A 13390-nucleotide genomic window follows, 5' to 3' on the forward strand; every position below is an offset into this window, starting at 1 on the left:
CTTCCGCCGGAGCCGGTTTGGTCTCCACCCCCACCCATCCCGCGCGGCCCGCCCGCCCCCACGCACTGGCCGCCTTTGCTGCCGCTGTTTCGCTGGCAAGCGTGACCAGCCGCGACACGCGACCCGCTCCCCACAGGCCTGGGGGCCTACCCTCCTTCGCTGCCGCTCTTGCGTCGGGAAGCGTGACCAGCCGCGACACGCATTCCGGTCAGCGCAGGCGTGGAGGAACACATTGCTCTCGCTATAGGCTCGCCCGTGACAGCAACAACGAAGGCGGATGCCGGTTTTGTCTGTTTCTCAACAAGTTGGAAAAACGAGCACTTACCACCGGTAAGTTCGCAGGTCAAAAAGTCTGCTCCCCGCGCACGCGGGGATGGACCCAGGTCGTCGCCCGGTTCGCCGGGGGCCAGGGCCTGCTCCCCGCGCACGCGGGGATGGACCCAGGTCGTCGCCCGGTTCGCCGGGGGCCAGGGCCTGCTCCCCGCGCACGCGGGGATGGACCCGACGAAACGCCCGTAGGGGGTACTGGGGGGTACTGCTCCCCGCGCACGCGGGGATGGACCCACGCCAGCATCGAGGCGGTGGCGCGCGATGAGCTGCTCCCCGCGCACGCGGGGATGGACCCAGCGCGCCGGTATCGGCGCCGGGCCAGGAGACCTGCTCCCCGCGCACGCGGGGATGGACCCGGTACGCCGCCCTCCGTCCGCCCTAGGGGCCCCTGCTCCCCGCGCACGCGGGGATGGACCCGGGGCGTTCGTGGACTTCACGGCTGCGCAGTGCTGCTCCCCGCGCACGCGGGGATGGACCCGCCAAGGTCGAGACGTGGCGGGCCTACATCCTCTGCTCCCCGCGCACGCGGGGATGGACCCAACCCGCCGGACCCTTCGTCGAGGGCGTCGGCCTGCTCCCCGCGCACGCGGGGATGGACCCCGCATGATGGCCACACCGCCCCGGGACTCACATTGCTCCCCGCGCATGCGGGGATGGCCCCGGCTACCGGTGCTCGATCGGGCTCGCGGCCCACTGCTCCCTGCACGCGCCGGGATGACCCCGAAGCGTGGATCGCGCGACAGCCCCAAGCACGGCTGCCCCGCGCGGGTGGGGATGGGCCGCAGTATCCGTCCACCGGGGTGGCGGGAGCCGCAGGGTTGCGGCTCCCGCCGGGTGGTCAGCGGTCCTCTTCTTCTTCGAAGAGGCGGATGGCCGGGGGCTCGGTGTCCGTCGGGGGGACCTTCATGGTCTTGAGGGCGAAGGACATGATGTCGTTGAACACCGGTCCTGCGGCCTCGCCGCCGTAGTAGGTCTCCTGCGGGTTGTGCAGGACCACCTGGACGATGAGTTCGGGATCGTCGGCGGGGGCGAAGCCCGCGAAGGTCGCCGTGTAGCCACCGCCGTCGTAACCGCCGGTCTCCGGATTGATCCGGTTGGCGGTACCGGTCTTGCCCGCTACCCGGTAGCCGTCGATGCGGGCCTGGGGCGCGGTTCCCTCGTCACTGGTGACCGCTTCGAGCATCAGGGCGAGCTGGTCGGCGGTCTCCTTGCTGACGACCCTGGTCTTCTCCGGCTCCTCCGCGGGGGTGAACTCCCCGTCGGTGTCGACGGTTCCCGCGATGAGCCGGGGCTCGACGCGGACACCGCCGTTGGCGATGGTGCCGTAGACCGAGGCCATCTGGGTCGCGTTCACCGACAGGCCGTGACCGATGGACACCGACGGCAGCTGGGTCCCCCACCAGTCGTCGGGATCGGTGAGCACCCCGGACTCCTCCCCCGGCAGGGCGAGTCCGGTGGGCTGCCCCAGTCCGAAGTCATTCATGTAGGTGTGCAGCACCCCGGCCTTGACCTGGTCAGCGATCTTGATGGTGCCCACGTTGCTGGATTGCGCCATGATGCCGTTGACGGTCAGTCGCTGAGTGCCGTTGTTGGTGGAGTTACGGAAGGTCTGGTCGTAGTACTGGAGGGTGTACGGCACCGTGTACACCGTCTCCGGTGTGGTCAGCTCCTCCTCGAGCGCGGCGGCGACCGTGATCACCTTGTTGGTACTGCCCGGCTCGAAGGTCTCTGCGACGGCTCCGTTGGACCACTCCTCGGGCCCGGTGGCGGAGATGTCGTTCTGCGAGTAGGACGGGTAGTCCGCCATCGCGAGGATCTCCTGGTCGGTGTTGGTGACGATGGCGCTCCCGCCCTCGGCGTCCAACTCCTCCACCCGCTCGGCCAGGGCCTGCTGGACGAACCACTGGAGGTCCCGGTCCAGGGTCAGGCGCACGTCCTGACCGGGCTCGGGCTCGCGCACCAGACCGCCCGCCATGGGGATCTGGGTCCCGTCGTTACCCACCTCGACCTGCCGCTTGCCGGCCTCACCGGCGAGCGTCGAGTCCAGGTAGCCCTCCAGGCCCTCGAGTCCGTGCCCCTCCGAGCCGACGAACCCGACCAGGTCTGCGGCGCCGGTCTCATCCGGGTAGACGCGTTCGTAGTCCACCTCGGCCCCCACACCGGCCAGGCCGAGGTCGCGCATTTCCTGCCAGTCCTCCGGCGACACCATCGTGGCCACCACCTGGTACCGGCTGGGCGCGGCGTCGACCTTGGCCGCGACCTCCGCCTGCTCCAGATCGAAGCGGGTGACCAGTTCGTCCACGAGCTGGTCGCGCTCCTCCTCCTTGACCTCCTCGGGGTCGACGAAGACGGTGCGCACCTCGGCTGACAGCGCGAACGGGTTCCCCCCGGCGTCGGTGATCTGTCCGCGCAGGGTGGGGATGTCGATGGTCTGGAGTCGCAGGTTGGCGGCGGCTTCGGCGTACCTCTCGGCCTCCACCCCCTGGATCTGGGTGAGCCTGCCCGCGAACAGGAGGAGGATCACCACGATGATGGCCCCGCCGATCCTGATGCGCTTGTTCGGATCGCCCTGCCTGAAGGTGCGCCGCAGGAGCGGCGGCGGGGGCGGTGGGGCCGGGCTCCTGCGCCGCGGCCGTTCACCGCCCCTGCGCGTCTCACGGGCGGAACCACTCCGGTTCGCTCCGGAACTCGCGCGGGCGCCGCTGGCGGGGCGGCGGGGCTCCCGCTGCGGACGCTTGCTGGGCCGGGACCCGGAGCGTCCCGCCGCTCCGGGTCCACGGGGGTCACGGGGGCGGCGGTCCCGGGGGGTGCTCACTCTCCGCTCCCAACGTTCCCGGTGTCCGTACCGCTGCCGCTGATCTCACCGCTGTCCAGGTCGAGGAAGAGCGGAGCGTCCCCCTGCTCCATCCCCATCTCCTCGGCCTCCCTGGCGATGCGCTCGGAGGTCTCCATGTGGGCCACCGACTTCTCCAGCTGCTGTTCCACGTACGACATCTCCCGGTTCTCCGACTGGAGACTGGTGATCGTGTACGCCTCCTGGGCGACGACGCTGCGCAGCACCAGGAGTGACACCAGCGCACCGCCGAGAAGGCACAGGATGAGCAGGACGAACGGGATCTTCGGCGCGGGTCCGATACCGCCTGTACGTGTGGTCGCCGCAGGCCGCGCCGGACGTTTGGGCGCCGGTGGACGCCTGGTGGCCCCGGTGCGCCTGGTGGTCGTCGCGCGCCCCTTGGTGGTGCGGCGTGTGTCCGTCTTCGTGCCCATCTGGTCTCCCTACTGCCGCGACGGCCAGCGCACACGTTCGGCCGCCCGGAGGCGTGCCGACTGTGCGCGCGGGTTGCGTTCGTTCTCTTCGTCCGTGGGGAGTTCCGAGCCCCTGGTGAGGAGCCGGAGTTCCGGTTGGCGGTCCGGGAGGGGGACCGGAAGGTCGGCGGGTGTGGTGTCGGTGGCCAGAGCGGCGAGGGCCCTCTTGGTCATCCGGTCCTCCAGCGAGTGGTAGGACAGCACCGCGATGCGGCCGCCCACGTCCAGGCGGGAGATCGCGGCGGGCAGGGTCTCCTTGAGGATGGAGAGCTCGGCGTTGACCTCGATGCGCAGGCCCTGGAAGGTGCGTTTGGCGGGATGGCCGCCGGTGCGGCGGGTGGCGGCGGGGATGGCCTCGCGCACCAGCTCGGCCAGTTCCCTGGTGGAGTCGATGCGTCCCTGGGCACGGCGGCGTTCGATCGCCCGGGCCACACGGGAGGCGAAGCGCTCCTCGCCGTAGGTGCGCAGGACCCGCGTGAGTTCGGCGACGGAGTAGTCGTTGACGACCTCGGCGGCGGTGAGTGCCTGGGTACCGTCCATGCGCATGTCGAGGGGCGCGTCGTGGGCGTACGCGAAGCCGCGTTCGGTCTCGTCCAGCTGCGGTGAGGAGACGCCGAGGTCGAGCAGGACCGCGTCCGCGTGCTTCGCCCCGGCCTCGTCGAGGGCGCGCGGGATCTCGGAGTAGACGGCGTGGACGAAGTGGGTGCGGTCCGCGTAGGGTGCGAGGCGTTTGGCGCTGCGTTCCAGGGCGGTGGTGTCCCGGTCCACACCGACCAGTCTCATGGTGGGGCAGGCCTTGAGCAGCGCCTCGGAGTGTCCGCCCAGCCCGAGGGTGCCGTCGACGAACACCGCCCCGGGCCTGCTGAGCGCCGGTGCGAGCAGTTCCACGATCCGGTCGAGCATCACCGGCACGTGCAGGGGATCGATCCCCGCTCTGGCCGCCTGGATCCGGGCCGCGATGTCGTCGGCCCCGTGGTCCGTCGAGCGGTCCCCTTCGGGCCGCCCGTCCTGCCGGTTGTCCCCCATGCGCTGCTGTTCCTCCACGCTGTCGCGATCTCCCCCTGGGTCCGTGCAGCGCACTGGGCGCGCTCCACGGTGTCCTTCGCGTGGCCCCTCCGAAGTAACCGGCGGGGCCTCCGGACACGGCCGCTATTGTCCACCTTTCGGCGGGCGAACGCTCACGACCTGGCACCGGGGAAGTCGCGCCAGCTCGTGTGACCGTCTCCGGAGACCGCCACCGGTCCCGGCGTTGCATGGACTGTGTGCTGGTGGATCGAGGCGTTCCAGCGACCGCCCCGCCGTCACAGCACCCCGGGCAGCACCTCCTCTGAGAGTTGCGAGAACGCCTGCTCCTGCTCGGTCTCGTACTCCGACCACGCGGCGGCGTCCCAGATCTCCAGGCGTGTGTTGGCCCCGATGACGACGCACTCGCGGTCCAGGCCCGCGTAGGCGCGCAGCTTCGACGGGATCGTGATCCTGCCCTGCTTGTCGCAGGACTCGTCGGACGCGCTGGCGAAGAGGACGCGGCTGTAGTCGCGGACCGCCTTGGCGGTGACCGGTGCGGAGCGCAGGGCGTCGGTGACGCGGCGGAACTCGTCCGCCGGAAAGACGTAGAGACAGCGCTCCTGGCCCTTCGTGATCACCAGACCCCCCGACAGTTCGTCGCGGTACTTCGCGGGAAGGAACAGCCGTCCCTTCTGATCGAGGCGAGGTGTGTGGGTGCCGAGGAACACACACTCACCCCCTCACCCCTATGCGGAGAATTCACCCTCTCCACGCTGCTCCACCTTACTCCACTCTTCCCCACCGTCAACAGCTTCAATCCGCATTCAGACGCTGAAGAATCGACAAATGCGCAGGTCAGAATGGTGGGGTTGGAACGGTGGGCGAGTGGGGCACCATGACGCCCGCGTGCGTCGCGCACCACCTCCGTCCCCGGGTCAACCCCTCGGCGGCCGATTCCGGCATTTTGGTTTGCAAGGGATCTGATTGGCCCTAGCCTCGGAGCGATACACGCAGACACACCGAGCGAGAGGGTTCTCGTGTCACTCGGCACACAGCAAGACGGTCACGGGGGCGACGTCCGGGGAGACGTCGGTGCCGTTGTCGCCGTCGCCGAACGCGTCCGTGGCGCGATCGAGACGGTCATCGAGGGCAAGCCCGACGTGTTGCGCATCGCGCTGACCGTCCTTCTCGCTGAGGGACACCTCCTCGTCGAGGACGTTCCCGGCGTCGGCAAGACGATGATGGCCAAGGCCCTGGGCCGGGCCGTCGACTGTTCGGTGCAGCGCGTCCAGTTCACCCCGGACCTGCTCCCCAGCGACATCACCGGTGTGAGCGTCTACCACCAGGACCGCAACGAGTTCGAGTTCAACCCCGGGCCGGTCTTCGCCAACATCGTGCTCGGCGACGAGATCAACCGTGCCTCGCCGAAGACGCAGTCGGCGCTCCTGGAGTGCATGGAGGAGCGCCAGGTCAGCGTGGACGGCCAGACGCGGGCCCTGGAGCGGCCGTTCATGGTCGTGGCCACGCAGAACCCGGCCGACATGGAGGGCACCTACGCACTGCCCGAGGCGCAGCGGGACCGCTTCATGGCCCGGGTCTCGGTGGGTTACCCCTCGCCCCAGGCCGAGCTGGACATGATCGACAGCCACAGCACCCGCTCGCCGCTGGACCGTATGGAGCCGGTCACCAACGCCGAGGAGATCCGCTCCCTGGTGGACCGCGTGCACAACGTGCACATGGCACCGGGCATGCGCCGCTACGTCGTGGACCTGGTCAACTCGACCCGGACCGCCCCCGAACTCAGGCTGGGCGCCTCTCCCCGCGCCACCCTGCACCTGGTCCGCGCCGCGCGGGCGCACGCCGCCCTCGAGGGGCGCCACTACGTCGTCCCGGACGACGTCCAGGCCCTGGCCGTCCCCGTCCTCGCCCACCGGTTGCTGCCCGGTCCCGAGGCCCAGATGGAGCGGCTCAGCGCCGAGCAGATCGTCGCCAAGCTGGTCTCCCGGCTGCCCGTGCCCGGCCCCCGCTGACCCTCTGCCCCCTGACTCCCGAAAGACGGACCATGCGCCCGCAACGTACCCTCACCGCACGCGGTGGTCTGATGTTGTTCTTCGGTGTCGTCGCTCTCGTGTGCGGTTTCGTCATCGGTCAGCGGGAGCTTACGGGCGTGGGCTTCTTCCTTCTCCTGGTGCCCCCGATCTCCGCGCTGACGATCCTGGGCGCGACCGGTCGGGTGGTGCAGAGCCGGGCGCTGCAACCGAACCGGATCCCCGCCGGAACCGACACCCGGGTCCTGGTGCGGATCGGCAACGTCTCCACCGCGTGGCCGGTGGTCTGGGTGCGGATCGAGGACGCCCTGCCCGTCCGGCTCGGGTACGAGCCCCGCTACACGGTGGGGTTCCTGGCCGCGAGGGCGGTCCGGGACGTCACCTACCTGGTGCGCCCAGAGGTGCGTGGCCGCTATCCGATCGGCCCGCTGCAGGTGAGCGTGGTGGACCCGCTGGGCTGCGTCCGGGTGACCCGCCAGGTCGGCGCGCCCACTCCGCTGCTGGTTACCCCGCCCGTGGTCCCGCTCCCCACACTCGGTGTCTCCGATGGTTCCCAGGGGGAGAACTCCCCGCGGCGTTCGGTGGCCGGTGCGGGGGAGCAGGACCCCATCCCTCGCGAGTACCGCTACGGCGACGAGATGCGCCGGGTGCACTGGCGTTCCACCGCCAAGCACGGCGAGCTCATGGTGCGCCGGGACGAACAGCACTGGCGGGAGCACAGCACCCTGCTCCTGGACACGAGGTTCGAGGCGCACGACGGTGAGGGTGTCCGGGACTCACTGGAGACGGCGGTCAGCGTGGCCGCCTCCGTGGCGGTGAACCTCCTGGACAGCGGGCACGAACTGCGTCTGCACACCGAGCGGGGCCAACTACACACCGGGAACACCTCCGGTGTGCTGGACGGGCTGGCCACGGTGGAGGCCTCCGAGGCGGACAGCCTGTACGGAGGGATCAGCACCCTGGAGGGCGCGCGGGGTTCCTCGTCCAGCCTGGTGGTGGCCGTCCTGGGTGCGTTGTCGCCCGAGGACGCGGCGGCGCTGTCCCGGGTGCGCGGCTCCGGGCTCCACGTGGCGGTGCTGTGCACGCGGGCCGCGTGGACCGACCCCGAGCACACTCGGCGCACCGCCGAGCTGCTGGCCGCCAACGGCTGGCGGGTGCTTCCTGTCGCCGACCCCGCCGATCTCCCCCCTCTGTGGGGGCGGGCGATCACCCCCGGTTCCGGGGTCTCCCCCATGTCCCCCGTAGCCTCCGGAGGCAGCCTCACCAGTGAGACGCCGCTGGCCCCGGCAGGCACCCGTGTCCCCTGGGAGGGGTCCCGTTGAGACTGTTGCGAACACTGATGCCCCTGGCCGTCCTGGTCTCGATGCTGGCGGCACTGCCGCTGCTCGGCGGGCTCATCCGTGGCGGCGGTTGGTGGGGGCCCGCCGTCGTCCTCATGGTCGCGGTGACCCTGGTGTCCGCCCTGTACCGCCTCACCGGCCGCACCTCGATCCCGGTGCCGTTCCTCCAGCTGTTGGTGGCGGCGCTGCTGTTCACGCCGATGCTCACCCCCGGCACCGGGTTCCTCGGTGTCGTGCCGACGGCGGCCACCTTCGAGCAGACCTGGGTGCTGTTCGAGCAGGGCGTCAACGGCATCAACACCAGCACTCCCCCGGTTCCCACCACCACCGGGCTCCAGCTGATCATCGCGCTGACGTTCCTGGTGTTCACGATGACGGCGGACTTCCTCGCGGTGACCGCCCGCTGCCCGGGCATGGTGGGCGGGCTGCTCCTCGCGCTGATCGTGGTGCCGTTGGCCGTGGACGGCGCCGGTCTGACCTGGGCGCAGGCCGCTGTCTGCGCGGCGGGTTACGTGACCCTGCTGGCCACGGACATGTGGGTCCGCGGACGTGAGTGGGGGGTCCGGGTCCCGGACGGGCACACCCCCGGCAGCCGGTTCGTGGCGGGCGCGGCCCAGCTGGGCACCGTGGTCGTCGCCGCTTCCGTCGCGATCCTCCTGGCCCTGTCCCTCCCGTTGATGGTGCCGTCGCTGCGCACCGACGCCTTCCGCACGATCGCCGACGGCGCCGAGTTCGGCTCCACCGGCACCGTGACCACCACCCACCCGCTGGTCTCGCTCCGCCGTGACCTGGCGGCCTCCTCCGACCGCACGGTGTTGACCTACCGCAGTGACGCCGAGGAGCCCGAATACCTGCGCACCTACGTCCTGGACGAGTTCGGCGGCGAGAACTGGACGATGTCACCGGTCCGCACCGGACGTGACTCCGCGCTCGGGGGCGCCCTCCCCCTTCCCACGGGCTGGAGCCGTGACTCCGGGACGGCGGTCACCACCCAGGTGGCGCTGACCTCCGACGCACCCCGCATGGAGTTCCTTCCCCTGCCCTACCCGCCGCGCTCCGTGGACGTGTCCGGCGACTGGTACGTGGACCCCGCCACGCTGATGGTCTTCACGACCGACACCCCCTCGACCGGGTTCGACTTCACCGTGGTGTCCTCCGAGTACCGCCCGGAGGCGGAGGCCCTGGCCGACGCCGGGCCCCCGGTCACCCTGACCGACGACCACCTCGACCTCCCCGACGGCATCGACGCACGCGTCCAGGAGCTCACCGACTCCCTGACCGAGGACGCGGACTCCGACTACGAGCGGGCCGTCGCCCTCCAGGGGTTCTTCACCGGCGGAAACTTCACCTACGACCTCAGCCCGCCCGCGATCCCGAACGGCGCCGACCCGCTGTCCCACTTCCTCCTGAATGACCGGATCGGGTACTGCGAGCAGTTCGCGGGGGCGATGGCCGTCATGGCCCGCCAGGCGGGCGTCCCCGCCCGGGTCGCGGTGGGTTACACGGCGGGCCAGCGGGACGGCGACGGAAGCTGGTCGGTTTCGGTCGGTGACGCGCACGCCTGGCCCGAGCTGTACTTCGAGGGTGTGGGATGGCTGCGTTTCGAGCCCACCCCCGCCTCCTCCCAGGGTCAGGGCACGGCCTCGGTTCCCGAGTACGCCGGTGGCGACGGTGCGTCCGAGCTCCAGCCCGACCCCGAACCCAGCGACTCGAACACCCCCGAGCCCAGCCCGACCCCCGAGGACGAACCCTCCGCCGGTCCCTCCGACGCCAGCCCGACCCCGGAGGAGGACGAGGAGCCCGCGGACTCCGCCGCGACCACCCCGGAGGGGGGCGCGGGTTCCGGCGCCGCTCCCTGGTGGCCGGTGGTGGCGGGTCTGCTCGGCGGGCTGCTGCTGTTGGCCGGACCCGCCCTGGTGCGGTCCGTGATCCGCTGGTCGCGCCGGGCCGCTGTGGCCTCGGGCGGGACCGCCGCCGCGCATGCCGCGTGGCTGGAGCTGCGGGACACCTGCCTGGACCTGGGTGTGGAGTGGACGCTCACCGAGAGCCCCCGGGCGACCGCCGCCCGGTTGGGCGCCGTCCGCCCGAGCGGGGCCCTGCTGCCCTCGGAGGCGCACGCCGCCGTGTGGCGGCTGGCCTTGGCGGAGGAGGCGGCCCGCTACGCCCCCGACCTGGGCGACGACCAGCACCTGGACGGCGCCGAGCTCTCCGCCGACCTCGCCACGGCCCGGGAGGGAGCGAGGTCCGCGGCCACCCGTGGTGACCGCTGCCGCGCCCTGCTGCTGCCGCGTTCCCTGGCCCCGTGGCACCGGCCCCGGGTCGCCGCCGACGCCGTTCCCGCCACCGCCTGACCGACCGGGTCGGGCCCCCACCCCCTACTGGGGCTCACCCGGTAGGGCCCCCAGGGGCGGGACGGCGCGGGGCACACACGACAGTGGGGCCCACACACGACTGGCGTGTGTGGGCCCCACCGATGCGAACGGGCGAGCGTTCTGGGCATCCGTCACCTGGGAGGACCGGTGTCCGTCCCGAGCGGGCTGGCTACTCCTCGCCCTCCTGGCGACGACGCCACCGCTCCTCGAAGCGGTTCATCATCCCAGGACGTTTGGCGCCCCTGCGCTTGTGTTTGGTCTCCGTCTCGGCCTCGGCCAGCATCGCCTCCGCGCCGCCCCCGGCGGCCTTGCGCCAGGCGTTGGCGCCCAGCAGGAAGGAGGCGAGCATAAAGATGAACCCGAGGACGCTGATGGTGACCGGAACCGCGATCGACGATTCCGGGCTACTCAGCAGCAGCCCCAGGAGCAGCAATGCCATACCGAGTACGAAGCCGATGACGGCCTTGATGATCCAGCGCTTGTAATGGACTCCGGGGTTCGTCTGCCGAACAGTGTTCGCGAACTTCGGGTCCTCGGCATACAGCGCCTGCTCGATCTGGTCGAGCATGCGCTGCTCGTGTTCAGAGAGCGGCACGGTGCCTCCCTACGGCAGTCCCCGGTTGGGGTGACGGGTACTGATGAACAGTCTCTTGGTCAGTGGTATGCCCAGAATACGGTGCACTAGCGCCTGGTGGAAAGAAAAGCTGCGTGTGTACCTGACCCACTACGGCCACGATACCCTCGCCCTGTATCGGAAACACCGGCTTCCATGCCTCTCTTCTTACCCTTACTCCGGTTCTACTCTGAGAACGTTCAGAGGTCCCCGGAAGTTGCCGCATCATACGTCGTTTTCGTCACGCTTGGCCAATACGGCCGACTGTATCGCGCCTGGACCGAAACGGGCCTTCACCCGGTCCATAACCCGTTCAACGTCCCGCCAACCCGAGTCCTCCTCCCCCAGTGCGAGCTGATGGTGCGCCTGTTCGACCGGGGCGACGCCCTCCACGCGAACCCCCACCAGGCGCAGCGGGGTGCCCTTCAGCCCCGACGCCGCGTAGAGCGCACGCGCCACCGCGCTGATCTCCCGGGCCACGTCCGTGCTCTCGGAGAGGGTCCGCGCCCTGGTGATGGTGGAGAAGTCGGCCCGGCGCAGCTTCACGCTCACCGTGCGCCCCACCTGACCCGAGGCGCGCATACGGTGCGCCACCTTCTCGGACAACCGCAACAGCTCGCGGTCGATCAGGCCCGGGTCATCCACGTCCTCGGCGAAGGTCTCCTCGGCGCCCACGCTCTTGTCCGGGGTGTCGGGGACGACCGTGCTGGGGTCCTCGCCCCGGGACAGCGCGGCCAGGCGGATGCCGGCCTTCTCCCCCAGTTCCATGCGCAGCATGTCGGGGTCGGCCCTGGACAGGGCGCCCACCGTGCGCAGTCCCAGCCGGACGAGCGTGCGTTCGGTCTTGTCCCCCACCCCGGGCAGGGCGCCGATCGGCAGGGGGTCCAGGAAGCCGTGCACCTCCTGCGTGGGCACCAGCAACAGACCGTCGGGCTTGCAGTGGGTGGAACCGAGCTTGGCCACGAAACGGGTGGCGGCCACCCCGACCGAACAGGTGAGCCGCTGCTCGCGGCGGACGCGTTCGCGGATCATCGCGGCGATGCGCACCGGACCGCCGAGGCGGCGGCGGGCGCCGGACACGTCCAGGAAGGCCTCGTCCAACGACAGCGGCTGCACCAGGGGGGTCACCGAGCCCAGGATGTCCATGACGGCCTCGGAGGCCTCCCGGTAGGCGGCCCCGTCCGGCGGGTAGACCAGGGCCTCCGGGCACAGCCGCATCGCCTGGGCCATGGGCATCGCCGAGTGCACACCGTGGCGGCGGGCGATGTAGTCGGCGGAGGAGACCACGCTGCGCGGACCGGTGCCGCCCACGATCACCGGACGGCCGCGCGCCTCGGGGTGGCGCAGCTGCTCCACGCTCGCGAAGAACGCGTCCATGTCCAGGTGCAGGATGTTGCAGTCGTCGTCCGGACCGGAGCCGTCCAAGGGGAAGTCGGACCGCAGGGGCGTGATCCCCTCGGAGGTGACCACACCCCGTAGAGCGGCACCGCGCTCCAGTTGACGTCGGCTCATATGTCCAGGTTATGCCCTGTCCACAGCGACCCGCCCCGGCCCTAGGGCTTCAGGGCGACGGCGTGCAGCTGGGTGGCGACACCGATCAGTTCCGGGTGGTCGGCGACGGCCCGTTCCAGTTCCACGAGCTGCTGTCCGGCCTGGGCGTCGCCCTCCCAGGCGTGCCCCGGCAGGATGTCGGCGAACACGCGAACCCCGCGCACGCTCTCCCCGGTGAGGCCGGACTGGCCGATCAGGTCGAGGAGCTGCTGGCGAGTGAACCGGCGGGGCACGGGGTCGGCCCCGCCCCAGCGGCCGTCGGGGTCCTCCAGCATGTGCCGGGCCTCGGTGATGTGCCCGGCCAGGACCCGGTGCAGGGCCCCGGCCACGGCGTTGGTGACCAGCAGACTGACCGCGCCGCCGGGGCGGGTGACACCGGCGACGTCGGCCAGCGCGGAGACGGGGTCGTCGACGTACTCCAGCACGTTGTGCACCAGCACGAGGTCGGCGCTGGCGGCCGGGAAGAGCGAGGCCAGGTCCTGGGTCTCCCCCTGGACGCCACGCACCATGACACCGCTCTCGGCGGCGCGGCGCTCCAGGGCTGCCAGGGAGTCGGGGCTGGGTTCGACGACGGTCACGCGGTGACCGAGCTCGGCGAGCGGGACGGCGGCGCCACCGGTGCCACCGCCCGCGTCGACGATCTCCAGGGGTTCACCGTCGAAGAGACGGTCCAGCAGCCGCGAGAGGGCGTCCCACACCACGGCGGTGCGGGCCGCGTTGGCCGCCCGCCCGGGGCCGGTCGGACCACCCGCGCCGAAACCGCTCGCGGCGGTCGCGGGCGTGCCGCTCCTGTCAGTCACCTGCGTTCCCTCAATCAGCTAGTGT

General features: G+C 71.0%; 10 protein-coding genes and 1 CRISPR repeat array. Of the genes, 3 read left to right on the top strand and 7 right to left on the bottom strand.

Annotation, left to right across the window (positions count from 1 at the left end; translation table 11 throughout):
• Positions 1–352: 352 nt before the first annotated feature.
• A CRISPR array of direct repeats spans positions 353–1052; the repeat unit is 29 nt; unit sequence CTGCTCCCCGCGCACGCGGGGATGGACCC.
• 116 nt (positions 1053–1168) lie between these two features.
• The 4 genes from KBX21_RS20620 to mraZ all read right to left on the bottom strand — a co-directional run bounded on the left by KBX21_RS20620 (position 1169) and on the right by mraZ (position 5369).
• A complete protein-coding gene (locus KBX21_RS20620) occupies positions 1169–3145 on the bottom strand; it encodes a penicillin-binding protein 2 (protein ID WP_210843136.1) in 1977 nt (658 codons plus the stop codon).
• Complete coding sequence (locus tag KBX21_RS20625; RefSeq protein ID WP_049567715.1) at positions 3142–3597, bottom strand: hypothetical protein; 456 nt, start codon at positions 3595–3597, stop codon at positions 3142–3144. The genes KBX21_RS20620 and KBX21_RS20625 overlap by 4 nt, the downstream gene beginning before the upstream one ends.
• Before the next feature lie 9 nt (positions 3598–3606).
• The gene (gene rsmH / locus KBX21_RS20630) at positions 3607–4662 is read right to left on the bottom strand and encodes a 16S rRNA (cytosine(1402)-N(4))-methyltransferase RsmH (protein WP_049567710.1); all 1056 of its coding nucleotides are present in this window, start codon (positions 4660–4662) and stop codon (positions 3607–3609) included.
• A 275-nt stretch (positions 4663–4937) separates the two neighbouring features.
• A complete protein-coding gene (gene mraZ / locus KBX21_RS20635) occupies positions 4938–5369 on the bottom strand; it encodes a division/cell wall cluster transcriptional repressor MraZ (protein ID WP_017546133.1) in 432 nt (143 codons plus the stop codon).
• A 309-nt stretch (positions 5370–5678) separates the two neighbouring features.
• On the opposite strand from mraZ, the gene KBX21_RS20640 reads away from it, so the two are divergent.
• The 3 genes from KBX21_RS20640 to KBX21_RS20650 are packed head-to-tail and all read left to right on the top strand — an operon-like array spanning position 5679 to position 10380.
• The gene (locus tag KBX21_RS20640; protein WP_049567705.1) at positions 5679–6671 is read left to right on the top strand and encodes a MoxR family ATPase; all 993 of its coding nucleotides are present in this window, start codon (positions 5679–5681) and stop codon (positions 6669–6671) included.
• 32 nt (positions 6672–6703) lie between these two features.
• The gene (locus KBX21_RS20645; RefSeq protein WP_210843138.1) at positions 6704–8011 is read left to right on the top strand and encodes a DUF58 domain-containing protein; all 1308 of its coding nucleotides are present in this window, start codon (positions 6704–6706) and stop codon (positions 8009–8011) included.
• A gap of 17 nt (positions 8012–8028) precedes the next feature.
• Complete coding sequence (locus tag KBX21_RS20650; protein ID WP_210843201.1) at positions 8029–10380, top strand: transglutaminaseTgpA domain-containing protein; 2352 nt, start codon at positions 8029–8031, stop codon at positions 10378–10380.
• A 190-nt stretch (positions 10381–10570) separates the two neighbouring features.
• Here KBX21_RS20650 and KBX21_RS20655 read toward each other — a convergent pair whose 3' ends face one another.
• The 3 genes from KBX21_RS20655 to KBX21_RS20665 all read right to left on the bottom strand — a co-directional run bounded on the left by KBX21_RS20655 (position 10571) and on the right by KBX21_RS20665 (position 13365).
• Complete coding sequence (locus KBX21_RS20655; protein ID WP_049567697.1) at positions 10571–10996, bottom strand: DUF3040 domain-containing protein; 426 nt, start codon at positions 10994–10996, stop codon at positions 10571–10573.
• Positions 10997–11239: 243 nt separating this feature from the next.
• On the bottom strand, positions 11240–12526 hold the full coding sequence (gene dinB / locus KBX21_RS20660) for a DNA polymerase IV (RefSeq protein ID WP_210843147.1): 1287 nt from the start codon (positions 12524–12526) through the stop codon (positions 11240–11242).
• Positions 12527–12567: 41 nt separating this feature from the next.
• Positions 12568–13365 carry a methyltransferase domain-containing protein gene (locus KBX21_RS20665; RefSeq protein WP_049567691.1) on the bottom strand — a complete coding sequence of 266 codons (798 nt, stop codon included), beginning with the start codon at positions 13363–13365 and terminating at the stop codon, positions 12568–12570.
• Positions 13366–13390 lie beyond the last annotated feature (25 nt).

The sequence above is a fragment of the Nocardiopsis sp. B62 genome (assembly GCF_018070675.1).
Taxonomy (GTDB): Bacteria; Actinomycetota; Actinomycetes; order Streptosporangiales; family Streptosporangiaceae; genus Nocardiopsis; species Nocardiopsis prasina.